Origin of the sequence: Ectobacillus sp. JY-23 (assembly GCF_023022965.1) — a bacterium.
Taxonomy (GTDB): Bacteria; Bacillota; Bacilli; order Bacillales; family Bacillaceae_G; genus Ectobacillus.
The window spans coordinates 2215595-2242437 of the sequence record NZ_CP095462.1 but is presented as its reverse complement, the minus strand read 5'-3'; the positions used below and the strand labels follow the sequence as shown (position 1 = coordinate 2242437).

The following is a 26843-nucleotide window of genomic DNA, read 5'->3' as shown; positions in this document are numbered from 1 at the left end:
CGTTGGATGCTTTGCGTAAAAATCTATTTTCTTTTTCTACTTGTCAAACTGTATGTGTAAATCCTGCACATGTATACCGGTACCAGACATTTCAACTTTCATATTTTCTTCTTGCTGCAGAACTTGTATATAAACAAAACCTTCCTGTTCCATTTCAGTTCCTTGCTCAATTGTAAGACTGAGCTGTTAGGCAGGGTTAATGATGAACGATAATTTCTCCCATATGTAAGTCCCCTTTAGATATTGTATTTCTTTAGCCTATACTGCAGACTTTGCCTGCTTAATCCTAGCATCCTTGCAGTTTTAGAGATATTCCCGCCATTCTCCTGCAGCAGTTGTTTAATATAAATTTGCTCTGCTTCATCAATTTTTTTCTTTAATGGTGTTTGTTTTGGCATTTCAGGTGCATGCCGTTTGGTAATACGGCCAGGTAAGTGTGAAAGCTGGATGATATCTTCTTCAACCAGGTTCATGGCGCCTTCAATCATATGTTCGAGCTCACGAACATTTCCCGGCCAATCATGATGGAGAAAATATTCTTTTACATGCTCATCAATGCCTGTGACCTCCATATTAAATAATGCATTATATTTTTGAATAAAGCCTTGCGTCAGGAGCTCGATATCCTCAGTGCGCTCTCGTAGAGGAGGAAGAAATAAGGTAACGACACTGAGACGGTAGTACAGGTCCTTACGCATGCGGTTATGTGTAATAGCTTCGATCGGATCTTCATTCATCGTAGCAATGAGTCTGACGTCGATTTCTTTCTCCTGCGATCCCCCGACTCTGCGAACGGTTCGCTCTTGAATCACTCGAAGCAATTTTGCCTGCAGGTGAGGACTTAAGGAGTTAATCTCATCAAGAAGAAGGGTGCCGCCGTTTGCTTCTTCAAACAGACCAGGCTTATCAATCGCCCCTGTGAAAGCCCCCTTTGCTGTACCAAACAAAGTGCTTTCCATCAGCGACTCGGGGATCGCTGCGCAGTTTTGAGAAATAAAGGGCTTCGCCGCACGGGAGCTTTCATTATGAATGCTTTTGGCGAACACTTCTTTCCCCGTCCCAGTCTCTCCGATAAGAAGTACAGAGGAGGAGGTCCGCGATGCCCGCCTTGCTTCTTGCACCACTGCTAAAAAGGCAGGGGACCGCCCGAGCATCCGATCGAAGGTAAACTTCGTTTTGCGTTCTAGATCTGTTTTTTCAATCGTTCGTCTTAGCTTGGTAATATCTTTTACAATCTCAACGGCTCCTTTAATTTTACCGTTATAGATGATAGGAACAGTATCGTTAATCGTTGTAATCTCCTTACCGCGATTGTTGAAATAAGTCTGGGTAATATTGCGTCTTGGCTTTCCTCTAAGTGCATCCATCAGCGTACTGCTTTGATTGTCTTTAAAAGCAAATACCTCAAGCGGGCTTTTATTCAGCACCTCATGCTTGTCCATTGATTCAATCTCCATCATCTTTTGATTATAGATAATGGTTTTACCATCTTCATTTACTGCATGAATGCCAATATCAAGTTCATTTAGAAGGTATTCATAAAATGTTTTTACGTCCAAGCTGTGACCCTCCATGTGCAAAATATTCTGCCTTTATTGTATGATTATTTTGCGGTGGGTGCAAAATAATTTTGCGTTTTTGCGCAAATTTTGAAGGTTTTTCGTATATGTAGATTGAATTACATAGTTGGCATACATTTTGCATTGTAACGTGTGGAGACTACAAATAAGGGGGCTTTAAAGATGACGACAACATCTCGTACAGAGCATATTATTGAACAAACAAATCAGTATGGTGCAAATAACTATCATCCACTGCCAGTCGTAATTGCGAAAGCAGAAGGTGCTTGGGTATACGATCCAGAAGGCAATAAATATATGGACATGCTGAGCGCATATTCCGCGGTAAACCAAGGTCATAGACATCCTAAAATTATTGCTGCTTTAAAAGAGCAAGCAGACAAGGTTACGTTAACATCCCGCGCGTTTCATAATGATCAGCTAGCGCCTTTTTATGAAAAAGTAGCTAAGCTAACGAAAAAAGAAATGGTATTGCCGATGAACACAGGTGCAGAAGCGGTTGAAACGGCTGTAAAGGCTGCAAGACGCTGGGCGTATGATGTGAAAGGTGTGGCGGAAAACCAAGCGGAAATTATCGCATGCGAAGGCAACTTCCATGGTCGTACGATGACGGCAGTGTCATTATCCTCTGAAGCGGAATATCAGCGCGGCTTCGGTCCGTTCTTGCCAGGCATCAAGCTGATTCCTTACGGAGATTTGGAAGCATTGAAGGCGGCAATTACACCAAATACAGCGGCGTTCCTATTAGAGCCTATTCAAGGGGAAGCGGGTATCGTAATGCCAACAGAAGGCTTCTTAAAAGCGGCTCAACAGCTATGTAAAGAGCAAAATGTTTTATTGATTGCGGATGAAATTCAAACAGGCCTAGCCCGTACAGGAAAAATGTTTGCTTGTGACTGGGAAGGTGTTACACCTGATATGTACATTCTTGGTAAAGCGCTTGGCGGCGGCGTATTCCCAATCTCCTGTGTAGCAGCGAACCGCGATGTTCTTGGTGTGTTTAACCCGGGTTCCCACGGCTCCACATTCGGCGGAAATCCCCTTGCTTGTGCGGTTTCTATCGCGGCTTTAGAAGTATTGGAGGAAGAGAAGCTGGCGGACCGTTCTATGGAGCTTGGTGCATATTTTATGGAGAAGTTAAAAGAAATTAACAACCCAATGATTAAAGAAGTGCGTGGTCGCGGCTTATTTATCGGTGTGGAGCTTGATCGTCCAGCACGTCCATACTGTGAACAATTAAAAGCAGAGGGGTTACTATGCAAAGAAACGCATGAAACAACAATTCGCTTTGCACCGCCATTAATCATTTCTGAAGAAGATTTAAACTGGGCAATCGAGAAAATCCAAAAAGTATTAGCGTAAAAGTGAAGGGCTGCGGGGGGAACCGCGCAGCTTTCCTTTTTTCTATAAATATCAGAATTTTAAAAACAAAATAGTAAACGCTTACATTTACTAGAGGATGCAACAAAGGGGGATTTTTATGTTACAGCAAGATAATGGGTTAAAGCGTGAACTAAAAAGCCGTCATATTTTTATGATTGCCCTAGGAGGCGTCATCGGTACCGGTTTGTTTTTGAGCTCCGGTTATACGATCAATCAAGCCGGGCCGGGCGGCGCCCTTCTCGCATATCTAATTGGCGGATTTGTGATGTATTTGACGATGCTTTGTCTAGGGGAATTGGCTGTTGCAAATCCGCATGCGGGTTCCTATCAAACGTATGCTACGCAACACATCTCACCGGGAGCGGGATATGTTGTAGGATGGATGTCGTGGCTAAACTGGTCGGTGACAGTTGGTCTTGAACTGATTACAGTCAGTATTTTAATGAAGCGCTGGTTTCCGGATGTTCCTTCATGGATTTGGTGTGTAGTATTCGCAGTTATGCTGTTTGCGATCAATGCATTGTCTACAAAAAGCTTTGCGGAAGTGGAGTTTTGGTTTTCCAGCATTAAAATTATCGCTGTGCTAGCATTCATCATCCTAGGCGGCGCCGCTATGTTTGGGTTCTTAGATATGAAAAATGAACCAGCGCCATTTTTCAGTAACTTTACAGACCATGGCGGTTTATTCCCGAACGGTGTGCTGGCAATTTTAGTAACAATGATCGGGGTGAACTTCTCCTTCCAAGGAACAGAGCTCGTCGGTATTGCAGCGGGGGAAAGCGATAATCCTGAAAAAACAATTCCAAGAGCAATCAATAACACAGCATGGCGCATTCTTATCTTTTTCATTCTTTCTGTGTTCGTATTGGCAGGATTATTTCCGTGGGAAAAAGCGGGCTTGGTAGAAAGTCCATTCGTTGTTGTCTTTGACAGCATTGGTATCCCATATGCAGCTGATATTATGAACTTCGTTATTATCACAGCGGTATTATCGGTTGCCAATTCCGGATTATACGCGACATCTCGTGTACTTTGGTCTATGTCTTCGCAAGGTATGGTGAGCCCAACCTTCAGCAAGCTTTCTAAAAAAGGCGTTCCAATCAATTCATTGATTGCTAGTATGACAATTGGCTGTTTATCACTGCTTTGCGGTGTTTTCGCTGAAGATACCGTATATTTATGGCTTCTATCCATTGCTGGCTTTGGTGCTGTGTTCGTTTGGGCTTCCATTGCGCTTTCCAACCTGCTTGCAAGAAGAGCGTTTGTAAAGAACGGAGGCAACGTAAAAGATTTGAAATTCAAAACGCCTTTATATCCGTTCGTTCCTTTATTAGCTTTATCTATGAACACCATTGTAATGGTAAGCCTTGCATTTATTCCAGATCAACGCATGGCACTGTATTGCGGGATTCCTTTCTTGATTGCATGCGCGCTGTACTACCGTTTTGTCGCAAAGCATAAAATGAAAGAAAACGTACCTGTAAAAAAAGGCGCATAACGCGAAAAAGGCACGGATCTCCGTGCCTTTTTCTGTTGCGGTCGTGGATTTAGCAACCTTTAAGGAAAATCTGGCAACTTTGCGAATTTGTTTGGAAACTATGCCTCAAATAGCACCAAGAAAGGCAGTTGCATCTTCGACAGAGAGAGGTCGACTAAAATAGTAGCCCTGCACCTGGTAGCAATTATGTTTTTGTAAAAATACCATTTGCTCGTGTGTTTCCACACCTTCCGCAATCACGCAAATGCCCAGTGTACTCGCAAGCGAGAGGATGGCGGTAATGATAGCTTTGCCTTCGTCGCTGTTATCTGCCATATGAATAAATTCTTTCGCAATCTTTAAACGGTCTAGCGGGTAAAGCGGCAGATAGGCTAGTGATGAATAGCCGGTACCAAAATCATCAATTGAAACATGAATACCAAGCTCTTTCAGATGCTTTAGTTTATTGAGAGTTTTTTCTTCATTATCCATGGCAATTCGTTCCGTTAGCTCTACATCAAGAAGGTCTGGGCGGAGACCGGTTTTGGATAGGGTAGACGTAACCATTTCTAAAAAATTGTCATGATTAAATTGCTTTGTTGACAGGTTTACCCCTACTTTCAGCACATATCCCATTTCAGACCATGTCTTCATTTGTCTACACGCCTCCTGCAAAATCCATTCTCCTATTGTGACAATCAGGTTTGTATCCTCCGCTATGGGAATAAACTCGTTAGGTGGAATGAGTCCTAGAACCGGATGCCGCCAGCGCACCAAAGCTTCCATCCCGATAACGGTGCGGCGATTGGTATCCATCTGGGGTTGATACACAAGGAATAATTGGTTATGCTGCAGTGCTTGATACAAATCCTTTTCTAGTCGTAATCGTCTTCGCATTTTGCAACTCATCTCGTCAGTGTAAATAGAGTAGTTGTTTTTTCCGTTGTTTTTGCTGTGATACATAGCTAAATCGGCGTGTTTTAATAAAGATTCTGCATCTTCTCCTGCATAGGGATATACGGCAATGCCAATGCTCGGTGTCACATACAAGGTATGTCCTTCAATTAGGAAGGGCTCCTGCAATTCTTTTAAAATATCAGAGATGCTTTCATCAGCATCGCGTATTAAAATGGTAAACTCATCTCCACCTAAACGCGCCAGCCTTGCGTAAGGAGGAAGGCAACGCTTTAACCGTTCTGCTGTCTCTACAAGCACCAAATCTCCAATAGAGTGTCCTAGCGTATCATTAATGACTTTAAAGCCATCTAAATCGATGAATAACACCGAAAATGTTGTTCCAGATTCTTTGGCTGCATGAATCATGGTTTGCAAATCATTGTGAAATGTACTGCGATTGGAAAGGCCAGTTAAGGTGTCGTGGAAGGCAAGAAAGTTGATTTGCTTTTGCTGCTGCTTGCTTTCCGTAATATCTTTTACCATGACATAAATACCAAGAACCTTTTGATCATCCACAATGGGAACGGCAGTCAAAGCCAAATCGTAAATCATGCCATTTTTATGAAGACCGCGTACTTCAAGAGATGTGGCCTGCCCTTGTAGAACGTATCGGTAGGATACCAAGAGACGCCGCACATCCTTTTGATAAATAAATTCCTTGTAACTATGCCCAAGAATTTCAGATACCTTATACCCAAGCAAAACAGTCCCCGCCCTGTTTACCTGTTGAAATCGCCCTTGCAGATTAATCGTAAAAATGGGATCCGGGTGAAATTCGAATAAAGACTTAAATTTTTGTTCACTTTGCAAAAGAGCTGCCTGCTGCAGTAACAAATCTCGTGTGCGTTCTTCAATTCTAGTGCCGAGCTCTCCATTCATTTGCTGCAGTTGTATCAGCAGCCGTTTATTTTGTATTCGTATCAAGGTTTGGCGAAACAATACAAAACAAAAGGTTACACAAATTGCTACCATAACAGGATAAGAATGTGTCTGCGTCAAGATGACAAACCCGCCTAAACACACCAAAGCGAGATAAGATAACCAAGATTGTACATCCCCGGCCTTCTCTCCTGCATATCTTGATTCTCCGGTATCTAAAAGGCCCGCCGCTGCAGTCATAATCATCGAAATTTGATAAAGAGGATTTATTAATTCTATAGAAAATTTATTGTGTGAGAAATATAAAATACTATAAAGAGAATCAACCGCAACATATAAAAAAGTTGAGAGAAGAAGTAAATACAAAACCTGCTTAGACGAAAATGCGAGTGGTTGAAAATATAAGCTAATGCATACGAGTAAAAGCAACAGATTAGCAAATGGATATATGATTTCTATTAGTTTCGTTACAGATGAAAAACTAGAACTATTCCAAAAGTGTTGGATAATAAAGTAGTATTCCAGTGTTACTGCAGCAATAAAAGTCGTGCTAATGTCACAAAAGATAAAGAGCTTTTGCAGTAGTGAATACGTGTACGTAATCTTATAAGAGAAGGCGATTAAATAGTAAATCGGAAGCAATAAAAATAAAATATTAGACGCTTGCACATAAGGGAATAAAGAATAACCGAAAGTATCTTCGAAAAACCATAACATGTCACCGAGTAAAAACCCTACACAACCAAGCAATAGAAGAAACCAGAATGACCTATTTTCTTTAGGCTGTTTTCGAAAGGTGTAAAATAAAAAATATACAGCAATAGCATCAATAAGTAAGCAAGAGGTGTTGATGCCAATATTCTGAATGAATATATCATTTTTAAATAAAAAAAACCATATATAGTGAAAGATAAGGTATATCAAGGAAAAAAGGGTAAGCAAAGATAAGTATTTGTTTTCCTGTACAGTCATTAGAACACCTCAACAATAAGAACTACAAGTATATATTCCGTATTCAGCATATCTTACCGACATGGGATTTTCTAGTGAAATATAATAGTTTTAAAAATTCAGAATTGTACACTCGATATAACACCATGGCTATGAAAAATTTGGTATAATTTCTGTAAACCTACTTTTTAAATCATGAAAAAATGATAAAAAATAAAGTAGGCTCATATGATTGTATGGAACAATGATAGCACGGGGGGAATTTCATGTTCAATGTGTATCAAAATAGCTATGCAATTGTAATTGTATTTTTGCTGCTTGGCATTTTATTGCCAATTGTAGCACTAACAGCAGGCAAGCTGCTACGGCCAAACCGACCGAGCATTGCCAAGCAGACCACCTATGAAAGTGGCATTGAGCCTTTTCATGAGGCCAATATTCGCTTTCATGCACGCTATTATGTGTTTGCGTTATTGTTTGTTATTTTTGATGTAGAAACTGTATTTTTATATCCATGGGCGGTAGCTTACGAGGAACTTGGCTTATTCGCTCTCATTGAAATGCTAATCTTTGTCATCATGTTATTAATTGGGCTTTTATATGCTTGGAAAAAGAAGGTGTTGAAATGGTTATAAATTTTGAGCAAATGCACCCTGATGAGCGCGCTGAGCTAGAGCGCAACATTTTCTTTACAACGCTTGAGCAGTTAAAAGGATGGGCGAGAAGCAATTCGCTTTGGCCGATGACATTTGGTCTTGCCTGTTGTGCAATTGAAATGATGGGTGTAGGTTCTTCCCATTACGATTTAGATCGATTTGGTTCCTTCTTCCGTACATCGCCGCGCCAGTCTGACGTGATGATTGTGTCAGGAACAGTGACGAAAAAAATGGCACCTATCGTAAGAAGATTATATGATCAAATGCCGGAACCAAAATGGGTAATTGCTATGGGATCGTGTGCGACTGCCGGAGGACCTTACATAAAGTCATACGCAGTTGTGAAAGGAGTCGATCAAATTGTACCCGTTGATGTGTATATTCCCGGATGTCCTCCCAATCCAGCTGCTTTAATTTATGGAATCAATAAATTAAAGGAAAAAATTCGCTATGAAGCCAAAACCGGAAAGCAGGTGACCAACCGGTGAGCGAAGGGAAAAGTTTGGAGGAGCTGAAAAAAGAGGCAGCAGCTAAGGCAAAGGAAGAGGCGCTGCGAAAACGAGAAGAGAGAAAAGCGAAAGAATCGGCAGAAACGCAAGAAAAAGAGAAAGCGCTGTCAAAACCTGAAGAAAAGAGTAAGGAATCGACAGAGGATGAGCTGATACGAGCGAAAAAAGAGGCAGCAGCCAAGGCAAAGGAGGAAGCGCTACGAAAACGAGAAGAGAGAAAAGCGAAAGAAACAGCAGAAACGCAAGAAAAAGAGAAAGCGCTGTCAAAATCTGAAGAAGAGGGTAAGAAATTGACAGAGGACGAGCTGACACGAGCGAAAAAAGAAGCAGCGGCAAAGGCAAAGGCTGCTGCGCTTGCGCGTATGCAGCAAAAGGAAGCGGTCCAAACGGATTCGACCGAACCACAGGGTTCTTCTGAGGCCGAAAAGCAAAAGGCAATTGCTTTAGCGAAGGCAAAAGCTGCCGCGGCAGCCAAAGCGAAGCTAGCGTCGAAAGGGGAAGCGGGGTCAGAGGACGAGAAAGCAAAAGCAATCGCCGCAGCCAAAGCAAAGGCCGCCGCCGCGGCCAAGGCGAAGCTAGCATCGAAAGGGGAAGCGGGGCCAGAGGACGAGAAAGCAAAAGCAATCGCCGCAGCCAAAGCAAAGGCCGCCGTCGCAGCCAAGGCGAAGCTAGCGTCGAAAGGGGAAGCGGGGTCAGAGGACGAGAAAGCAAAAGCAATTGCCGCAGCGAAAGCAAAGGCCGCCGCCGCGGCCAAGGCGAAGCTAGCGTCGAAAGGGGAAGCGGGGCCAGAGGACGAGAAAGCAAAAGCAATTGCCGCAGCGAAAGCAAAGGCTTCGGCTGCAGAAGAAACGGCAGTCATCGCACCTTCCGTGAACCAGCCTCTATTAGATCGGTACGTTGCGGTTCTTACAGCGCATGTAGGTGCAGATGCTTTGGAAGACGCCTATATTAATAGATTGTCAAAGGACGTGCCGACGCTTGTTGTGAAGCGGGATGCATATTATGAAGTAATGGAGTTTTTGCGCAAGAATGAGCAGATGGCGTTTGATTATATGTCAGAGCTGCACGGTACGGATTTTGTGACGCATATGGAGGTATATGTGCATTTATACTCGTATCGCAACCGGCAGCCGGTGGCGGTGAAGGTGAAGGTCGACCGTGAGAAGCCGGTGTTGTCTTCGGTGGCTCCGCTTTGGCAGGGAGCGGATTGGCCGGAACGTGAGGCATATGATTTGCTTGGCATCGTATTTGAAGGACATCCCAACTTGAAGCGCATCCTATTACCAGATGATTGGATAGGATATCCACTTCGCAAAGATTACGAGCCTTTTGACGGGGAGGTGTAACTATGATTCGTACAGAGGAAATGCTGCTTAACGTCGGGCCACAGCATCCGAGCACGCACGGGGTATTTAGGCTTGTAATTAAGATTGATGGTGAGATTATTAAAGAAGCAACGCCGGTTATCGGTTACTTGCACCGGGGAACAGAGAAGCTTGCGGAGGACCTGCAGTATACGCAAATCATTCCATATACAGACCGAATGGATTATTTGTCGGCGATGACGAACAACTATGTGATTTGCCACGCGGTCGAGACGATGATGGGTCTTGAAATACCAGAACGCGCTGAATATTTACGGGTGCTTGCGATGGAGCTCGGACGTGTGGCGAGTCACCTTGTATGGTGGGGTACGAATTTGCTGGATATCGGAGCTGTCAGTCCATTTTTATATGCGTTTCGCGAGCGCGAGATGATTATTAATCTACTAAACGAACTCTGCGGCGCACGCCTCACCTTCAATTATATGCGCATTGGCGGCGTAAAGTGGGACGCCCCAGATGGCTGGATTGAAAAAGTGGCCGCCTTTGTTCCGTATATGCGCGAGCAGCTCGCCGGCTATCATGAGCTTGTATCTGGAAATGAAATCTTTTTAAGTCGTATCAAGGGTGTGGGCATTTACAGTGCCGAGGACGCCCTAGCCTATTCTCTAAGTGGTGCCAATCTCCGCTGCACGGGTGTAAATTGGGATTTGCGCAAGGATGAGCCGTATTCGATTTACGACCGCTTCACGTTCGATGTGCCGGTCGGGGAGACGGGGGATGCCTGGGATCGGTACATGTGCCGTATGCAAGAGATCGAGGAATCACTAAAGATTATCGAGCAAGCAGTTTTGCAATTCCCAGGGGATGGCCCTTTTTTAGCTAAGGTACCAAAGATTATTAAAGCGCCAAAAGGGGAAGCCTTCGTCCGCATTGAATCACCGCGCGGCGAGATTGGCTGTTATATTGCAAGCGATGGAAAAAAGGAGCCGTATCGCATCAAGTTCCGGCGTCCGTCCTTTTACAATCTCCAGATTCTTCCTAAGCTTCTAAAAGGAGAAAACATTGCGAACCTCATTACAATTTTAGGCGGCGTCGATATCGTGCTCGGGGAGGTAGATGGCTAATGGTACAGCGGCTCTTAGAGGCGAGTCCAGGCTGGACGACCTTTTTCATCTTTTTTGGCTTGGCGACAATGCTTTTGTTTATGGTGCTCGGCTTTGTTACATACGGCATTCTAGCAGAGCGTAAGGTTATGGGCTTTATGCAAGGCCGTATTGGACCAAACCAGGTCGGGGGCCGCTTTGGTTTATTACAGACGGTGGCGGATGTATTAAAACTATTAATTAAAGAAGATACGATTCCGAAGGCTGCCGATAAACCGCTGTTTATTTTAGGTCCGGTTATCGCTTTTGCGCCGGCATTCCTTGTCTTGGCTGTGATTCCTTTTACAGATGCATTTCGCTTTGCCGATATCGGTGTCGGGCTTCTATATTATATTGCGGTGTCTGGGATTACGACGGTGGGCATTGTAACGGGGGCATGGGCTTCTAACAATAAGTACTCGCTGCTTGGCGGCATGCGCGCCGCCGCACAAATGATTTCCTATGAGATTCCGCTCGTTATGAGCGTGATTGGTATTGTGTTGTTGACAGGAAGCATGAACCTGCTTGATATCGTATATGCACAGGAGCGGGTTTGGTATATCTTTTTACAGCCTGTTGCGTTTTTAGTCTTTTTCATTGCGGCTGTTGCGGAGCTGAATCGAACCCCGTTTGATTTACCTGAGGCGGAATCGGAGCTTGTATCTGGTTACCATACGGAATACTCTGGGTTTCGCTGGGCGTTTTTTATGCTGGCAGAATATGTGTACTTTTTTGCGATGACCTCGCTGATTACAGTCCTGTTTTTAGGCGGATGGCTGCCGGTACCGTTTCTGGCCTTCATTCCGGGAGCTGTTTGGTTCGCACTTAAGTTTGCGGTTGTTATGTTTATATTGATTTGGTTCCGCGTCACGTTCCCGCGCTTGCGTGCTGATCATTTAATGGAGTTCGGGTGGAAGGTGCTGCTGCCAGTAGCGCTGGCAAACATCTTTGTAACAGCTTTACTGAAAGAGCTGTTCTTCTAAGGGGGATGGAGCATGTTAGGACTGCTGAAGGGACTTAAATACACGCTACAAAACTTATCAAAGGAAAAGGTAACATATGATTATCCGAATCAACCCATACCGCTTCCGGACAGATTCCGCGGTATCCAAAAGTTTTATCCGGAAAAGTGCATTGTGTGTAACCAATGCGCGCAAATTTGTCCGACCGACTGCATTCAGCTAACGGGTAAAAAGCACCCTGATCCTACGAAAAAAGGCAAAATCATTGAGACGTACGATATCAACTTTGAGATCTGTATTTTATGTGACCTTTGTACTGAGGTTTGTCCGACGGAAGCAATTGTGATGACAAATAACTTTGAGCTCGCGGAATATTCGCGCGATGATTTGTTTAAAAATTTGGAATGGCTTGATGAAAACGATACGAACATTAGAAGGGAGAACAAAGCATGAGCGGCGGATTTTTAGCTTTTTTAGCACTTTCCGTTATCGCGATTGCTGGTGGTGTGCTGATGCTGCACCTCACAAAGGTGATGCATATGATGTTGGCGCTCGTCTTTACATTTCTTAGCATCGCCGGCTTGTATTTTATGTTATCGGCAGAATTCGTCGGTGTTGTACAAATCTTGATTTACTCTGGTGCAGTGACAATCGTGATGATTTTTGGCATTATGCTGACGAAGCATGATGCAGAAAGTGAAGGAAACAGCGGATGGCGTTCACTGCTTGTCTTGATTGGCGTACTTGCCTTTGGTGCGGTGATGTATTATGCCGTAAACCACGTGGATTTTAGCGCAGCGACAGAGGCGCCGCTTCATGAAGAAAATACAAAGCAAATTGGTGTTTTATTGTATACAAAGTATATCATTCCATTTGAAATTACTTCGGTGCTGCTGCTGGTGGCGCTTGTTGGCTCAATCATTCTAGCAAAGGGCAAGGAGGAAAAAGAGCATGAATGATATTCCTGTCGCAGGTTACCTCGTGCTTGCCATTATCTTGTTTTGTATCGGTTTATATGGTGCATTAACCAAGCGTAATGCGGTCATTGTCCTCATTTGTATCGAATTGATGATGAATGCCGCAAACTTGAATTTAGTCGCGTTCAGCAAGCTAGGTCTCTTTCCAAGTTTAAACGGGCAAGTATTTTCGCTGTTTACGATTACCGTAGCGGCAGCAGAAGCAGCGGTTGGCCTGGCCATTTTAATCGCGCTGTATCGCAACCGCCGAACGGTAAATGTGGATGAAATGAATACATTGAAGAGATAAGGAGGGATGATGATGAGTTATGCATGGTTAATACCGGTGTTTCCGCTTGTATCCTTCCTTATTTTATTGTTTGGACGCTTGCGGGAGCGATCGGGCTTAATCGGCTCATTGTTCATGTTGGCATCCTTGGTGGGGGCAGTCGCCGTGCTTGTGGAGCGATTGACAGAGCCTACACTGTACAAGGAGTGGACGTGGCTGGTTATCGGAGAAAGAACCATTACCATGGGCTTTAAAGTAACGGCGCTAAATGCCTTAATGCTTGTGATTGTAACGCTTGTCAGCTTTTTGGTACATGTATACGCAAATGGTTATATGAAGGGAGATGCGCGTATTTCCGTCTTTTATGCGTACCTCGGCTTATTTACCTTTGCGATGCTCGGTCTTGTGTTATCTCCCAACCTTCTGCAGCTGTACATATTTTGGGAGCTGGTCGGTCTCGGTTCCTTTTTGCTGATCGGCTTTTACTACTTTAAGCCAGAAGCGCGCGCCGCTGCGAAAAAAGCTTTTATAATGACACGTATCGGTGATGTAGGCTTATTCATTGGGATCATTCTTCTTTTTTGGCAGGCAGGTAGCTTCGAATATGAGGCTATTTTTACAGCTTTGTCAGAAGGTGCTGTGCCAGATAGCATGATTACCTTAACTGCCATTTTAATTTTTATCGGCGCAGTTGGAAAATCAGGTCAATTTCCGCTGCATACATGGCTTCCTGATGCAATGGAAGGACCGACGCCTGTGTCGGCTCTCATTCACGCCGCAACGATGGTAGCAGCTGGTGTGTACTTGGTGGCAGCGATGTTTCCGTTATTCGAGGCAAGTGAAGCGGCGATGATGACAGTCGCCATTACAGGCGGATTTACCGCTGTTTTCGCCGCAAGTATCGGCTTGGTACAAACCGATATTAAACGTATTCTAGCATTTTCGACCGTCAGTCAGCTCGGCTATATGATGCTTGCGCTTGGTTCGGGTGGATACGTTGCTGCTATTTTCCATTTAACGACACATGCATTCTTTAAAGCATTGCTGTTTCTAGCAGCTGGAAGTGTCATCCATGCTGTGCACACACAAGATATTACGAAAATGGGTGGCTTATATCGGCAGATGAAAGTGACCGGCACTCTCTTTTTAATCGGAGCAATGGCAATTAGCGGCGTACCGCTTTTGTCAGGCTTCTTCAGTAAAGATGAAATTTTGCTTGCGGCGTGGCAAAACGGCAACTATGTATTATTTACTTTAGGAATGCTGGCAGCCGCATTAACTGCATTTTATATGTTTCGTTTATATTTTCTGGTTTTTACAGGAAAAGCGCAGCGCACTGGTCATGAATCACCGGGCGTGATGACCCTCCCAATGATGGTACTCGGGGCTTTGGCTGTACTTGCAGGTTATCTCAATACGCCTTGGTTCGGTACTTTTTTAGGAGACTGGCTTGAAGGTGATGTATTGCTTTCAAAGCATGGACATGGCCCGGCTTGGATTATGATTATGGCTACGGTTCTTTCGTTGGGCGGGATTGCAGTAGCTTACGTAATGTACAAAGGTCCTCGTACAGAGCAGGAACGTTCTATGTTTTATATAATTTTGCAAAATAAATACTATGTAGATGAGTTTTATGCTTTGACTGTTCTTCCTCTCATCAACATACTAGCGAAGCTTATGCAGGTAATTGAGCGTGTGGTAGAGGGAATTGCACAAGGGATACGCGGTATTGTCAGCGGAAGCGGAGGTCTTGGTGCGAGGCTACAGAGTGGCCAGGTGCAGACCTATGGTGCAGTTGTGTTTGTCACACTTGCCGCTTTACTTGTCATTGTAGTAGGGGGGTATTTCTCATGAATGCAATATTGATCCTGTTCGTATTCTCCCCGCTCTTAGGGCTTGCATCGTTGCTGTTTACAAAGCGCTCGATGCTAGTAGGAATACTCGGCACTCTATTTCCACTCGTTTGTGCGCTTGTCATGTATCAATCATATGTAATGGGTGCATCATTTTCATCGTTTTCCTTTTATACAAACTGGTTCCAGTTTGGCAATTTTGAAGGGCAAAATCTATTTCAAGTAGCGTTTGAGCTTGGGGTAAACGGTTTTTCCTTTATGATGATGTTCTTAACAGCTGTATTGGCGCTGTTGGCAGCTTTCGCAGGCCGAAACATTACAGAAGGTGCGAGAGGTTTTTATGCCTTGCTACTTGTATTAGAGATTGGCATGCTCGGGGTATTTGCCGCTGAGAATCTTCTATTATTTTTCTTCTTTTTTGAACTTACCTTGCCGGCGATGTTTCTTCTTGTTGGGAAGTGGGGACGGTTTGGCAGCGAGCAAGCTTCCTACAGTTATTTAATCTACAATGGCATTGGCTCGGCTATTTTGTTAGTTGTGTTTGTCATCTTATTTGGTAAGACGGGAACGACCAATTATGAAGGTATTATGCAGGCGCTACAAAGCGGACAAACGATTGGTCATGTATCGGAAGAGCTGAAAATGGGGCTGTTTATTGCACTGTTTATCGCATTTGGAATCAAGCTGCCTATCTTTCCGCTTCATCGCTGGATGGTGCAGGTGCACGTACAAGCACCACCGGCAGTTGTTATGCTGCATGCTGGTGTATTGCTGAAAATCGGAGCTTACGGGTTAGTTCGCTTTGGACTTGGGCTATTCCCAGAGCAATTTGAGCGCCTATCGTTTTGGATCGCTGTAATTGGTATGGTAAATGTATGGTACGGCGCATTATTGGCGCTCATCCAAACAAATCTGCGCAAAGTACTTGCCTATTCTAGTATTTCTCATATGGGGATTGTACTAATTGGTTTGGCAGCAATGAATGAAGCGGGCATAAAAGGGGCTGTATTTCAAGTTGTATCGCACGGTTTAATTGCTGCGCTGCTGTTCTTTTTACTTGGTATTTTGGAAGATCGGTTTGGTACAAGTGATCTTGCAAAGCTTGGAGGTCTCGCAAAAAGCATGCCGTTGTTTGGCGGATTTTTACTGGCGGGCGGGATGGCTTCGCTTGGATTGCCAGGCATGTCAGGGTTTATTAGTGAATTTTTAGCATTTCTCGGTTTGTTTCAAACCATGCCGGTCGTTGCGGCAATGGGAGCGTTCGGCATCATTGTAACAGCTGCCTATGTGCTGCGGGCCGTTCTCTCAATTACATTTGGAGAAGGACCGAATGGCCGTGATTTGTGCGGCTTGGAAATTGTACCGGCTGCAGCCTTGCTCGTACTTATTATCGCAATTGGTGTTGTTCCTGAATTACTTGGCGGGCCGATCGGGTCTGTACTGCAAATGGTGGGGAGGTAGTCGCAATGGATATGGAAATGCTGCTGAGCTTGCCCTGGGGCTTGATGCTGCCAGAGTTCATTATCGTTGGTGCTGCTGTACTCCTTTCCTTGCTGGACCTGTTTGACATTGGAAAGCGAAAGCTTGGTTTGCTTGCCATCTTGGCTGTGCTATCATCGCTGGTAGCGCTAATCTTTTTGTATAACGATCCCGCAAGTGACATTTTATACGGTACCTTCGTGCTCGATGGCTTTTCAAAAGCCTTTAAATCGCTTTTACTTGTAGGCGCTGCACTTGTGCTCATGCTTGCGCTAAGCGACTATGAGAAAAAAATGATTGAGGACCGCAGCGAATATTTTTACCTGTTTTTAACTGCCTTGCTGGGTGCGATGATTATGACATCGAGCAATGATCTTATTACATTGTTTGTAGGCTTAGAGCTGTTGTCCCTTTCCTCCTATATTTTAGTGGGAATTCGTAAAACATGTACTGCTTCCAACGAAGCCGCGATGAAATACGTAATTAACGGCGGTATCGCCACAGCAATTACACTGTTTGGGATGAGCTACCTGTATGGCCTAACCGGCACGACAAATGCAACCGAGATGATGGCTGTGCTGCAGGGGCAAACAAGAGGCGATGTGGAACTACTTTTATCCATTGCCTTTTTACTAACCTTCGTTGGCTTGGCATTTAAACTGGCGGCTGCTCCGTTTCATATGTGGGCGCCTGACGTATATGAAGGGGCGCCGACACCAGTGACCGCTTTTTTAGGGACTGTATCTAAACTAGCCGGCTTTGTAATTATGTTGCGCATCTTCCTGCTGATCTTTTCAGGAACGCCAGCCGGTACAACAACAGTGATGGATAAGATGCAAATTTACATTGCGGTATTGGCGGTAGCTTCCATGGTGATTGGTAATGTTGTTGCACTAAAGCAGACGAACGTAAAGCGGATGCTGGCTTACTCCGGTATCGCACATGCCGGTTATTTACTGGTTCCGTTTGCTACATTGTCTGCTTTCACGCTCGACTCGATGTGGTTTTATATGCTCGCTTATCTATTGATGAGCATCGGGGGATTTGCGGTGCTATACGCAATCAGTCGAAATGGCGATGACAGCGTACATGCTTTTTCCGGTCTGTACCGCCGCTCGCCTTTGCTGGCGATTGCAATGACAATTTTTATTCTCTCACTTGCAGGAATTCCGGGCACGGCTGGATTTATCGGAAAGGTACACATTTTCCTTGGCGCGCTGGCTGGTGATGCTTCTTACTATGTACTACCCGCCATCTTAATGGCGACAACGGTGGTATCATTTGCTTATTATTTTCGTATCCTCCAGCTCATGTTCTTCCGGACATCTGAAGAAGAAGTGTCAGATATCCCTTTCAATTTAAAGGTTGTTATTACCATATGTGCTGTGCTCACAATTGTATGCGGTATTTTACCGTCAATTGGATATGACATTTTTTACGAGAACTTTCCATTTATGAGAGATTTCTTTTACATTGGACAAAACTAGTGATATAAATGATACAGTGAGAAAAGTGCAGAGTGAAGATTCTGCACTTTTTAGAGCTTAAAAAACTTTTTAGATAGTAGATTGTAGAGGTCGCCTTGTGCATAGAAATCGCAGTTCTCCGTATAAAAGGAAAAATGGGATGATAAGGCGAATTGTTTAGTTGTGAAAATGACTTGGAAAATTGTTGGGAAGGGGATTTACTGTGTCGCAAATGTTAGGGCAACAAGCGCTGATAGCGATTATATCGCACCTGTTTTTTATCAGTGTAACCTGGTGGGCGCTTCAAGGACTTCGTATTGAAGAGCTAATGAAAAAAGGAAAAGTGCTGCAAACAAAGGTGCTGCTTGTTTTATTGACAGTGGCAATTGGCTCGTCTGTAAGTAACTTTTTCTTGGATTACTTAGGATATTCGAAAAGCTTGCCGTATATTTTGCAGTAATGCGTGTAATTGGTCTGTAAATGTCGAGTATACTTCCCTCATGTCCCGTCAAAAATGGGAACAGGAGGGGATCGATATGAATAGATTGGTACATTTGTTTATTGCCATGTTTTTTGTAATGGGAATCGTGGGGTATCAGCAAATACAGGCTGTAAAGCCGGAGAAAAAAATAACACAAATACAAGCCGTTTTAGAGAAGAACGGAGCACATATACAAGAGTGGAGCTTGCTTGCTAAGGAAGAAAGTGATGAAGTAAGTGATGTACATACATTTCAAAAGCTGCTGGAGCGTTTAAAGGCGCAAACGGACGGTGCGGATTGGTATGTGGAAAATGCAGAGCAGGGCATGAAGGCAACCGCAATAAAAAAGTTTTCAAATCGTCAAGAACGGCTTGTAGTAACGTGGACAAACGCTCATACTACACATAAAACCTTTATTATTTATGAGGTAAAAGGGAAAAAGTGGGACGAGGGAATTGTTGCGAAAATGGATAAAATTTTTAGTCAAAAACCGACAATTTACACTTGTGTTCGAGCCGTTTGGGGTGATAAGATTGAAGGTGTTTTGCAAAATAAAGCAACAAAAATATTGGAAGACTTAGAAGCTAAGCCCATTGAGACTTTGCAGGAAAGAGCATTCGTCACGGTTTCCGCATATACTGGGAAGTGGAATGACGCCCTTTCTATAAACAAAGAGAAAATGAACGTACAAGTCGCACTGCGTACTGTAGGCGACAAAACGACTGTAGTGGTTGGCACACCAATAATTACGTCAGAGTATTGATAGATGATTTAGGAAATTGAAGACACGGAGGGGAATAATTTGGAAAAAATCATTGTCCGTGGCGGTGGCCGGCTGAATGGTACTGTGCGCGTAGAAGGCGCAAAGAACGCCGTTTTGCCGATACTTGCTGCAACCTTATTAGCAAGTGACGGGAAAAATATCATATCTGATGTGCCGGCTCTATCCGATGTATACACAATTAATGAAGTATTGCGTCATTTAAATGCTGATGTCGTATTCGCAGATGGCCAAGTAATCATTGATGCATCGAAAGAGCTAAACGTGGAGGCGCCGTTTGAGTACGTGCGCAAAATGCGTGCATCCGTTCAAGTTATGGGACCACTTTTGGCACGTAAAGGACACGCGCGCATTGCTTTGCCTGGCGGCTGTGCAATCGGATCTCGTCCAATCGACCAGCACCTTAAAGGCTTTGAAGCGATGGGTGCAAAAGTTAAGGTTGGAAATGGATTTGTAGAGGCATATGTGGATGGAGAGTTACATGGAGCAAAAATTTACTTAGACTTTCCAAGTGTAGGTGCAACGGAAAACATCATGTCAGCGGCTGTGTTGGCAAAAGGTACGACAATCATTGAAAATGCGGCAAAAGAGCCGGAGATTGTGGATCTTGCGAACTTCTTGAACGCGATGGGTGGAAAAGTACGTGGCGCAGGTACGGGAACAATTCGCATTGACGGCGTTTCAAAGCTATTCGGTACACATCACCATGTTATTCCTGACCGTATTGAAGCAGGCACATTTATGGTTGCTGCGGCGATTACAGGTGGGAATGTTCTCATAGAAAATGCAGTACCTGAGCATTTGCGTCCTGTCACAGCAAAAATGCAAGAAATGGGTATTACCATTATTGAGGAAGAAGACGGTTTGCGTGTAATCGGTCCTGATCGCTTAAAAGCTGTGGACATCAAAACGATGCCGCACCCAGGCTTCCCAACTGATATGCAAGCACAGATGATGGCTCTTCTTCTAAAAGCAGAAGGCACAAGCATGATTACGGAAACTGTATTCGAAAATCGCTTCATGCATGTAGAAGAGTTCCGTCGTATGAATGCTGATATTAAAATTGAAGGTCGCTCTGTCATCATGAACGGACCGTGTGATTTGCAAGGCGCAGAAGTAGCCGCAACGGATCTTCGTGCCGGTGCAGCGTTGATTCTGGCGGGTCTTGTATCCGATGGCTACACACGCGTAACTGAGCTTAAACACTTAGACCGTGGCTACGTAAACTTCCACGGTAAACTCGCAGCGCTTGGCGCCGATGTGGAACGCGTAACAGAACAAAATGAAGAAACGGCACAAACCGTATCAGATCTTCATGCATAATCGCAAGGCAGCTTCTATGTTTTTTCCGAAAAGCATGGAAGCTGTTTTTTTGTGCGCCTGAGCGAGCTGGTGCCGCTTTTCTTCCTGTCCAGCTCCAGCGGCTAACTCCTCCGGTCAGAGAACCCCAGCCCATAAAGGCAAAAAGCGCCTTTTTGTGCCGGGAACCTCTTTCCTATGGAGTTAAGCAAGCCCCTTCCGCTTTTCTTCCTGTCCAGCTCCACCAGCTAGGCGCTGTCATCAGAGAACCTCCGCCCATAAAGGCAAAAAGCGCCTTTTCGATCGGAGAACCTCTGATTCTGCGCCTGAGCGAGCTGGTGCCGCTTTTCTTCTCTACTACTGTTATAGTCAGAAATGTGAGATAATATGCTTTTGTTTCCAAAAAATGCTGAGTTGTTCTAAATGCTTGTCCGCTTCCATACATTTAAAGGGTAGAGAGTATGTGGGAGGGAAAGCGATGAAGACAAAACTTGCAATTACACTCGTGTCTAGCTTAACTGCGCTCGTCATCATCGTACCAAGTGCGTTGGTAGTGCCGTTTCACGGAGAGACGAAGCAGCTAACGGTTACAAAAGCAGCACCTACTAAGAAACAAGAGGTGCCTACCGTGAAGAGTGATGTAGAGGTTTCTGTATATCGAAGTGCGCAAAAAAAGGTGGAGCGGGTGCCGCTTGAGGAGTATGTCACCGGTGTGATTGCCGCAGAGATGCCTGCTGATTTTGAGCTGGAGGCTTTAAAGGCCCAAGCGCTGACGGCCAGAACATTCGTTGTTAAGCGAATGCTTGCCGGTACGGGAAATGAAGCGCATGTGACGGATACAGTCGACAACCAAGTATATAAAAATAACGCCGAGCTGCAAAAGCTGTGGGGCAAGGACTATGAGCGGAAAATGAAGCGGATCAAGGAAGCCGTCGAAGCAACGGCAGGACAAGTTCTTACATATAAAGGAGAGCCGATTACTGCCTCGTTTTTCTCAACAAGCAACGGCTACACTGAGAATTCCGAAGATTACTGGACCAGTCCCTATCCATACTTGCGCAGTGTGAAAAGTCCATGGGATAAAGAAGCGCCGAAGTACCAAGCGGAAAATAAGATGGATATAAGTAAATTTCAACAGGCGCTTGGTGTGCAGATTCCTCCGACTGGTGAGGTGGCTAAAGTTCTTGAACGCACACCAGGTCAGCGCGTCAAAACAGTAGAGGTAAATGGTAAGAAGCTGTCAGGACGTGAGGTGCGCGACAAGCTAGGTCTCCGCTCCACTGACTTTTCCTTCAGCCGTCAGGGCAACACGATTGTTGTTATCACAAAAGGCTATGGTCACGGCGTGGGTATGAGTCAGTACGGTGCTAATGGTATGGCAAAGGAAGGAAAAACATACCAGGATATTGTGAGTCATTATTATCAGGGTGTCGAAATCACAGGGTTAAATCAATATGAAGGAAAATTAACGGCGAGAAATTGAGAACACAGTCCTTAGGAGGGCCGTGTTTTATCATTATATACGTTTTCTAGAAAAAGGAATTCTTGGATAGAAGATATGCGTTCCTTTTGTTAGACTGTAAACAGAAGTTGCAAGAGGAGGAGCATCGTGGAACTACATACGTACTATCAGAAAAGAGCTAAGCTGCGCTTTGCCTTAGGTACTATTCTATTGCTGTTTGCTTTATACGGTATATATAAATCGGGAAAAGATCTTGTGATTGGCCAGCTGTTGCTTGTACTTACAGCTTCAGCTATTTGTTATATTGCCGGTTGGAGACAACTTTCTTTTAGTAAGCAACAAGAGAGGACTACGTAGCTTGTTATTTCCCGCACGGTAATATTTCGCCGGACTATAACTTCTTTTTCAATCATGAAGATATTTCAGATGTTTTACACGTAGGATTTATGAATGAAGTGGAGATGGAGTTTCAGGAATTATTTAAAGAGAGAAAGAATAGATAACTTCTGGAAAAATAGAGTTATAGGTGGAAGCCGGCGTTTGCTTTTGATAGACTGTACATAGAATAGTGTACATACGAAGAAGGGAGCTGGCAGACACTTGTACAGACAGAAAAAGCCTGTCTCGTTTTATGTGTTCTTCCTTCTGTTTTTGAGCGGAGTGGGGCTGACGGTATACAGCTTGCTTTTATTGAACCAAACGCAGAAGGTGCAAACGGACGGTATTAATAAAATAGAAATTACGAAAAGCGGTGTGTACAAGCTATATCATGAATATGAATTTATAGATGGCGGCAACACGGTGAAAATGCCTGTTTTTTCGGCAATCGAAAATGTGACCATTCGCTCGGAGGACGGCACAAAGGCTGAGGTGTATGGGTCTCCTGTTAAAGGTGGTCATAAGGATGGTACAAGTCGCTTGCGTGAAGTTGGGATTGTGAAATTCGCAAAGGCGGGCTGGTACACAGTGCAAGTTAAAGGAAGTAAGGATCCGCTTCGTTTTCATCTGCGTCGTAGCTCGGACAGGCCGCTTGCGGCAACGGGTATTGTATTGATTGTGATAGGTGCTTTGATGTGCACCACGATTGAAAAGCGTTTGCGTGAAATGTAAATTATACTTTACCCTATTTTTCATAATTTGGTATACTGTAACATAAAACAAATCTTATGATGATAGGGGATAGGGCTCTGAATATATTATGGGATTTTGACGGTACGTTAATTGACAGCTATTGTGTATATGTGTCTAATTTTAAGAAGGTGCTTGGTGAGCATGTGCCTCGTCACGAAATTATGGCAAAGCTGAAGGTGTCGATTCCCTATGCGCTTTCGTATTATGGCGTGTCGGATGAGGAAATTGAGTCGCCATCTTCGTATCGTCCGTTCGCTGGAGCGGCACAGGTGCTTGGGCAAGCGAATCAAAATGTAATCGTGACGCATTATCCGAAGGAAGAGGTTATTCGTATTTTAACGCATTATAGTTTACTGGACTATTTTGTGGAGATTATCGGCCCGGAGGACGGGTTCCCCAAAAAGCCGGATGACCAAGCCTATCGCTATTTACATGAAAAGTATCATATTGATCTTGTTATTGGAGATCGTGAGGTTGATTTGATTCCGGCCAAGCGCCTCGGGATCAAAACTTGCATGTTTCAAAATTTGCTGGAACCCGGCGCTGATTTTTATGTAGAGTCGTATGAACAACTTTCTCGTATTTTATATTTAAAAGAGATTCGGGAGCTGTCCGGATGATGAGACAGCTCTTTTTATAAAAAGGAGTGAGCATATGATTCAGAAAGAGCGGCGTATACCGCTGAAGATTAAAAAGTTAGAGGCACTGCTGCGTAGGCTACCGAGCAGTCACCCAGAACGGAGCAAAGTCGAAACAGAGTTGTCTAAAGGTTTAACAGGCTTTCATGGTGAACAATCCCTCAATTATCATCTTTCCTTTTTACCTCATTATCATATCCTTCATGACCTGCGACTTCCTACTATGCAGGGTTATTTCCAAATTGATACGCTACTGGTTTCTGAAACCTTTCTTATGATTATTGAAATTAAAAATATTGCCGGTACATTGTTTTTTGATCAAGCGCAGCGACAGTTAATTCGTACATATCGCGATAAAGAAGAGGCGTTTCCAGACCCGCTGCTGCAGTCGACGCGTCAGCAATTGCATTTACAAGAATGGCTGGTTCGTCATGGATTTCCGCTTGTTCCGGTCTGTTATCGCGTTGTCATTAGTAATCCAGCTACGCTTATTAAAGCGGACGGACGTTTGCGTAATGTTGTTCACGCGGCAGCGCTTCCAGCAGAGGTAGAGGGGAACGTAGACATAGAGTATACAAACTTCCTCTAACAGAGTGACTGTACCAACCTGCAAACCAAGTGCACAAACATTTGGCCGATAGAAGGTAGGATTCGGCCGATAGAAGAGAAGTTAGGCCGATAGAAGGTAGGATTTGGCCGATAGAGAAGAAGGTCGGCCAATGATGAGTGTGAACAAGTTAAAAACGGCGCTAGCGGCGTCGTTTGATGAGTGTTATTAGCAATAAAAGTAGTGGTACGCCTGTTTGAAGGGGAAGGTGCAGATAATAGGGAACCACTTCTAATCCAACTTGGATGTGTTCACTAAAGTTGCTGGCCATACGAGGTGCGTAGATGATGAGTATGGCAGCTATGATGATGGTAATGATGTGACAGTATTTGGTTTTTAATTTGAATACATCTTTTAGACCGAGTGCGCCGGCATAAAAGAAGATACTGATTTTTACGAAGCCGCCAACAATAAGGGCAGACAGGGCTACTGCGTCCAAGCGCTGAATGATTTCGCCGATCCGGACGCGGCTTACGCTGAGAAGGAGCGGGAACTGAACGATTTCAGCATAGGTGACACCAAGGATACAGATGTTGAGAATAATCGTTGCACTCAGTACAATGCCGCTGACAATAATGGCTGCAAACCCTGCGCGAATGGCACTTTTACGATTGTTAGTGTGCTGCATTAGCATGGTAAATACAACCATTTCGCCAAACGGAAATGTATAAATTAGGGGAAAAGCCGCCTGAATGACAGGCCTGATTCCATTTTCAAGCATAGGAAACAGTCGTTCCACATGAATGATGTTAGAAAAAAACATCGCTACTAAAGTCATCCCACCTATTAATAGAGAGGCAATGAAGAGTAGGCCGCCTGCTCGTGCAAACACTTCAAATCCATTGCATACAGAAAAAAGGACTGTCACCATCATAACAATCATTATGACAATGAGAGGTGTACTGTCCAAAGAAGATGTGGTAAGGAGCTCACCAAAGTCTCGCAATACACGAGCTGAGATATAGAAAAAGTATAGAATATATACGATAGAAATGGCGCCGCCGAGCCAGGTGCCAAGTAGCTTTCGCAAATAACTGGTGAGTGCCATGTTATGTACATTGTATAAATAGGCATAAACAGCGAATAATGGAAGACCTACAAGCATCCCGACTAATACAGCAAGCCATGCATCCTGCTTCGCTTCTGTACCTAAACTGATAACAATGGAACTACCAATTTCAAATAAAAACATGAGGGCAAACAGCTGCTTACCACTAATGTTCATGTTTTGCATATTGTCGCTCCTTTCTACGCTGCTTAATACTATCTATAATCAACAGCATCACAGGAATCAAAACACCGTATATAAGAACAAGTGGTGTCCAGTACTCTGAGACGTAATTAAAAAAGTAAGGAGCGTTTGGAACCATTAAAATACTGTAAGGTACAGAAATCAGCATGATTGGGCCCAGCAAAATCTTAGGATTATGTACTGCGAAGGTGTGAGCCATGCTCGTCACACAGCCGTATAAACAAACAGAGGATTTTACAAAAAAGGTAATTAACCAAATGACACCGATAATAACCTCTAAGCGTTGAATGAAATTACCAATATTCACTTTTTGCGCAAGTGTATATACAGGATAAATAGAGTTTGCAGTTAAGCCCACCCCTAAAATCAATAAAGAAAGTAATACAATTAAGACAATGACAAAGCCACCTACCAAAATCCCGATAAAATAAAACTTACGGACCTCTTTGACAGCATGTACGTGCGGTGCAATCATTAAAAAAATAATGAGATCAGCATAGGGAACACCAAGAACGGTAAAAGTGCCGCGAGTAATCGGCGCCAATCCGTTTTCCCATACGGGCATAATATTGTGCCAGTCGATGAGCGGTACAAGCATCAATACAAGCAAGATAAAAAAGCACATAATCCAGGGGACGAATACACGAGCTGTGCGTGCAAGATTTTCAATTCCGCTTCGAACGGCAAGAGTGACAACTGTGAAAAAAACAATGATAATCGCAACAAGTGGTGTGTCGGGCAATAAAAGAGTAGCAATTAAGTCTGACACTTGACGAGACAAGCCGGCTGCTAACGTTAAAAAATAAAAAGTAAATAAAAGTGCGATGCAGCCGCCAATCCATTTCCCGAATACGATCTGCAGACATTGCGTAAAGGTCTTGTCAGGATATCTTTTATGAATCTCAGTATACAAAGGTACGAGAAGTAGAGAAATGGGTATTGCAATAGCAGCTGAGATCCAACTGTCCTGCTGCGCATAGGGCGTAACGAGGTTAGGGACGTTTAACGTCGAGCTGCTGACAATGAACATAAAGATCAATATAAAAAACTGCGCCCCTGAAATGTGCTCTTTGCGCACGTTACGCCCTCCTTACGCCTAAAGTATCATTCAGCCATTCGCTGAACGGTTTGACAAGCATCGCTAACCAATCAAGCGGATTTGGAACCGGCAAATGAAGAATGACTGCTGATGAAAGCAACGTTCCGCTTAGCAGTAATACACCATACACGATGAGATCACGTTTTCGCTTTTCTTTCCGAAGAGGCGGTATCTCAAATACACTAATTCCCACTGCAAATAACACCACCATGACACAACCGAGCAACAT

General features: G+C 44.0%; 26 protein-coding genes and 1 pseudogene. 22 read left to right on the top strand and 5 right to left on the bottom strand.

All coding sequences use genetic code 11. The annotated features are described in order from the left end of the window. Positions 1-236 precede the first annotated feature (236 nt). Positions 237-1574 carry a sigma-54 interaction domain-containing protein gene (locus tag MUG87_RS11565; RefSeq protein ID WP_247082260.1) on the bottom strand — a complete coding sequence of 446 codons (1338 nt, stop codon included), beginning with the start codon at positions 1572-1574 and terminating at the stop codon, positions 237-239. Between the two features lie 168 nt (positions 1575-1742). Between MUG87_RS11565 and MUG87_RS11560 the strand changes: the two genes are divergently transcribed. Then, the gene (locus MUG87_RS11560) at positions 1743-2942 is read left to right on the top strand and encodes an ornithine--oxo-acid transaminase (RefSeq protein WP_247082250.1); all 1200 of its coding nucleotides are present in this window, start codon (positions 1743-1745) and stop codon (positions 2940-2942) included. Positions 2943-3060: 118 nt separating this feature from the next. After that, a complete protein-coding gene (locus MUG87_RS11555; RefSeq protein WP_247082248.1) occupies positions 3061-4461 on the top strand; it encodes an amino acid permease in 1401 nt (466 codons plus the stop codon). A 105-nt stretch (positions 4462-4566) separates the two neighbouring features. Here MUG87_RS11555 and MUG87_RS11550 read toward each other — a convergent pair whose 3' ends face one another. Then, entirely contained in the window at positions 4567-6993 is a 2427-nt protein-coding gene (locus MUG87_RS11550) for a putative bifunctional diguanylate cyclase/phosphodiesterase (protein WP_247082246.1), read from the bottom strand. Between the two features lie 500 nt (positions 6994-7493). Here MUG87_RS11550 and MUG87_RS11545 point away from each other — a divergent pair, with 500 nt between their 5' ends. The 20 genes and pseudogenes from MUG87_RS11545 to MUG87_RS11455 all read left to right on the top strand — a co-directional run bounded on the left by MUG87_RS11545 (position 7494) and on the right by MUG87_RS11455 (position 24245). After that, the gene (locus MUG87_RS11545; protein ID WP_247082244.1) at positions 7494-7862 is read left to right on the top strand and encodes an NADH-quinone oxidoreductase subunit A; all 369 of its coding nucleotides are present in this window, start codon (positions 7494-7496) and stop codon (positions 7860-7862) included. After that, positions 7853-8371 (top strand): NADH-quinone oxidoreductase subunit NuoB, encoded by a 519-nt coding sequence (nuoB, locus tag MUG87_RS11540; protein WP_124564085.1) that lies wholly within the window; start codon positions 7853-7855, stop codon positions 8369-8371. Before MUG87_RS11545 ends, nuoB begins: the two co-directional genes overlap by 10 nt. Then, positions 8368-9738 carry an NADH-quinone oxidoreductase subunit C gene (locus MUG87_RS11535; protein ID WP_247082242.1) on the top strand — a complete coding sequence of 457 codons (1371 nt, stop codon included), beginning with the start codon at positions 8368-8370 and terminating at the stop codon, positions 9736-9738. The genes nuoB and MUG87_RS11535 overlap by 4 nt, the downstream gene beginning before the upstream one ends. Positions 9739-9740: 2 nt before the next feature. Beyond that, positions 9741-10841, top strand: coding sequence for an NADH-quinone oxidoreductase subunit D (locus MUG87_RS11530; protein ID WP_247082241.1), 1101 nt, complete (start codon positions 9741-9743; stop codon positions 10839-10841). Continuing rightward, positions 10841-11842, top strand: a complete 1002-nt coding sequence (gene nuoH, locus MUG87_RS11525) for an NADH-quinone oxidoreductase subunit NuoH (protein ID WP_247082240.1) — start codon at positions 10841-10843, stop codon at positions 11840-11842. The genes MUG87_RS11530 and nuoH overlap by 1 nt, the downstream gene beginning before the upstream one ends. 12 nt (positions 11843-11854) lie before the next feature. Then, entirely contained in the window at positions 11855-12274 is a 420-nt protein-coding gene (gene nuoI / locus MUG87_RS11520) for an NADH-quinone oxidoreductase subunit NuoI (protein ID WP_247082236.1), read from the top strand. Beyond that, entirely contained in the window at positions 12271-12780 is a 510-nt protein-coding gene (locus MUG87_RS11515) for an NADH-quinone oxidoreductase subunit J (RefSeq protein WP_247082234.1), read from the top strand. The genes nuoI and MUG87_RS11515 overlap by 4 nt, the downstream gene beginning before the upstream one ends. Beyond that, entirely contained in the window at positions 12773-13087 is a 315-nt protein-coding gene (gene nuoK, locus MUG87_RS11510; RefSeq protein WP_247082232.1) for an NADH-quinone oxidoreductase subunit NuoK, read from the top strand. The genes MUG87_RS11515 and nuoK overlap by 8 nt, the downstream gene beginning before the upstream one ends. Positions 13088-13096: 9 nt before the next feature. Next, complete coding sequence (gene nuoL, locus MUG87_RS11505) at positions 13097-14920, top strand: NADH-quinone oxidoreductase subunit L (protein ID WP_247087662.1); 1824 nt, start codon at positions 13097-13099, stop codon at positions 14918-14920. Beyond that, the gene (locus tag MUG87_RS11500) at positions 14917-16380 is read left to right on the top strand and encodes an NADH-quinone oxidoreductase subunit M (protein WP_247082230.1); all 1464 of its coding nucleotides are present in this window, start codon (positions 14917-14919) and stop codon (positions 16378-16380) included. The genes nuoL and MUG87_RS11500 overlap by 4 nt, the downstream gene beginning before the upstream one ends. 11 nt (positions 16381-16391) lie before the next feature. Further along, on the top strand, positions 16392-17885 hold the full coding sequence (gene nuoN, locus MUG87_RS11495; RefSeq protein WP_281503701.1) for an NADH-quinone oxidoreductase subunit NuoN: 1494 nt from the start codon (positions 16392-16394) through the stop codon (positions 17883-17885). Positions 17886-18087: 202 nt separating this feature from the next. Beyond that, positions 18088-18324: a DUF1146 family protein gene (locus MUG87_RS11490; protein ID WP_124564076.1), complete on the top strand. Its 237-nt coding sequence runs from the start codon at positions 18088-18090 to the stop codon at positions 18322-18324. Positions 18325-18400: 76 nt separating this feature from the next. Next, entirely contained in the window at positions 18401-19108 is a 708-nt protein-coding gene (locus tag MUG87_RS11485; RefSeq protein ID WP_247082227.1) for a YwmB family TATA-box binding protein, read from the top strand. A 39-nt stretch (positions 19109-19147) separates the two neighbouring features. Beyond that, positions 19148-20449 carry a UDP-N-acetylglucosamine 1-carboxyvinyltransferase gene (gene murA / locus MUG87_RS11480; protein ID WP_247082226.1) on the top strand — a complete coding sequence of 434 codons (1302 nt, stop codon included), beginning with the start codon at positions 19148-19150 and terminating at the stop codon, positions 20447-20449. 454 nt (positions 20450-20903) lie between these two features. After that, a complete protein-coding gene (gene spoIID, locus MUG87_RS11475; RefSeq protein WP_247082223.1) occupies positions 20904-21908 on the top strand; it encodes a stage II sporulation protein D in 1005 nt (334 codons plus the stop codon). A 126-nt stretch (positions 21909-22034) separates the two neighbouring features. After that, positions 22035-22244 carry a hypothetical protein gene (locus MUG87_RS11470; protein ID WP_247082214.1) on the top strand — a complete coding sequence of 70 codons (210 nt, stop codon included), beginning with the start codon at positions 22035-22037 and terminating at the stop codon, positions 22242-22244. Next, positions 22235-22390: pseudogene (locus MUG87_RS19705) on the top strand (DUF4176 domain-containing protein); the annotation flags it as partial. The gene MUG87_RS11470 and the pseudogene MUG87_RS19705, both read left to right, overlap by 10 nt. A 97-nt stretch (positions 22391-22487) precedes the next feature. After that, positions 22488-22997, top strand: a complete 510-nt coding sequence (locus MUG87_RS11465; protein WP_247082212.1) for a hypothetical protein — start codon at positions 22488-22490, stop codon at positions 22995-22997. 56 nt (positions 22998-23053) lie between these two features. Then, positions 23054-23638 (top strand): HAD-IA family hydrolase, encoded by a 585-nt coding sequence (locus MUG87_RS11460; RefSeq protein WP_247082210.1) that lies wholly within the window; start codon positions 23054-23056, stop codon positions 23636-23638. Positions 23639-23672: 34 nt separating this feature from the next. Then, positions 23673-24245 (top strand): nuclease-related domain-containing protein, encoded by a 573-nt coding sequence (locus MUG87_RS11455; RefSeq protein ID WP_247082208.1) that lies wholly within the window; start codon positions 23673-23675, stop codon positions 24243-24245. Positions 24246-24405: 160 nt separating this feature from the next. Here MUG87_RS11455 and MUG87_RS11450 read toward each other — a convergent pair whose 3' ends face one another. The 3 genes from MUG87_RS11450 to MUG87_RS11440 are packed head-to-tail and all read right to left on the bottom strand — an operon-like array spanning position 24406 to position 26843. Beyond that, positions 24406-25497 carry a GerAB/ArcD/ProY family transporter gene (locus MUG87_RS11450; RefSeq protein ID WP_247082206.1) on the bottom strand — a complete coding sequence of 364 codons (1092 nt, stop codon included), beginning with the start codon at positions 25495-25497 and terminating at the stop codon, positions 24406-24408. Next, entirely contained in the window at positions 25478-26593 is a 1116-nt protein-coding gene (locus MUG87_RS11445) for a GerAB/ArcD/ProY family transporter (protein WP_247082205.1), read from the bottom strand. The genes MUG87_RS11450 and MUG87_RS11445 overlap by 20 nt, the downstream gene beginning before the upstream one ends. 1 nt (position 26594) lies before the next feature. After that, a complete protein-coding gene (locus MUG87_RS11440; RefSeq protein WP_247082203.1) occupies positions 26595-26843 on the bottom strand; it encodes a hypothetical protein in 249 nt (82 codons plus the stop codon).

Coding starts and splice junctions, on each gene's coding strand:
- nuoI (WP_247082236.1), top strand. CDS start 11,855: ATGTTAGGACTGCTGAAGGGACTTAAATACACGCTACAAAACTTATCA.
- nuoN (WP_281503701.1), top strand. CDS start 16,392: ATGGAAATGCTGCTGAGCTTGCCCTGGGGCTTGATGCTGCCAGAGTTC.
- MUG87_RS11455 (WP_247082208.1), top strand. CDS start 23,673: ATGATTCAGAAAGAGCGGCGTATACCGCTGAAGATTAAAAAGTTAGAG.
- nuoK (WP_247082232.1), top strand. CDS start 12,773: ATGAATGATATTCCTGTCGCAGGTTACCTCGTGCTTGCCATTATCTTG.
- MUG87_RS11530 (WP_247082241.1), top strand. CDS start 9,741: ATGATTCGTACAGAGGAAATGCTGCTTAACGTCGGGCCACAGCATCCG.
- spoIID (WP_247082223.1), top strand. CDS start 20,904: ATGAAGACAAAACTTGCAATTACACTCGTGTCTAGCTTAACTGCGCTC.
- MUG87_RS11460 (WP_247082210.1), top strand. CDS start 23,054: ATGATGATAGGGGATAGGGCTCTGAATATATTATGGGATTTTGACGGT.
- MUG87_RS11555 (WP_247082248.1), top strand. CDS start 3,061: ATGTTACAGCAAGATAATGGGTTAAAGCGTGAACTAAAAAGCCGTCAT.
- MUG87_RS11545 (WP_247082244.1), top strand. CDS start 7,494: ATGTTCAATGTGTATCAAAATAGCTATGCAATTGTAATTGTATTTTTG.
- MUG87_RS11560 (WP_247082250.1), top strand. CDS start 1,743: ATGACGACAACATCTCGTACAGAGCATATTATTGAACAAACAAATCAG.
- MUG87_RS11550 (WP_247082246.1), bottom strand. CDS start 6,993: ATGTTATGGTTTTTCGAAGATACTTTCGGTTATTCTTTATTCCCTTAT.
- nuoH (WP_247082240.1), top strand. CDS start 10,841: ATGGTACAGCGGCTCTTAGAGGCGAGTCCAGGCTGGACGACCTTTTTC.
- nuoB (WP_124564085.1), top strand. CDS start 7,853: ATGGTTATAAATTTTGAGCAAATGCACCCTGATGAGCGCGCTGAGCTA.
- MUG87_RS11485 (WP_247082227.1), top strand. CDS start 18,401: ATGAATAGATTGGTACATTTGTTTATTGCCATGTTTTTTGTAATGGGA.
- MUG87_RS11515 (WP_247082234.1), top strand. CDS start 12,271: ATGAGCGGCGGATTTTTAGCTTTTTTAGCACTTTCCGTTATCGCGATT.
- MUG87_RS11450 (WP_247082206.1), bottom strand. CDS start 25,497: ATGCAAAACATGAACATTAGTGGTAAGCAGCTGTTTGCCCTCATGTTT.
- MUG87_RS11500 (WP_247082230.1), top strand. CDS start 14,917: ATGAATGCAATATTGATCCTGTTCGTATTCTCCCCGCTCTTAGGGCTT.
- nuoL (WP_247087662.1), top strand. CDS start 13,097: ATGATGAGTTATGCATGGTTAATACCGGTGTTTCCGCTTGTATCCTTC.
- MUG87_RS11565 (WP_247082260.1), bottom strand. CDS start 1,574: ATGGAGGGTCACAGCTTGGACGTAAAAACATTTTATGAATACCTTCTA.
- MUG87_RS11440 (WP_247082203.1), bottom strand. CDS start 26,843: ATGTTGCTCGGTTGTGTCATGGTGGTGTTATTTGCAGTGGGAATTAGT.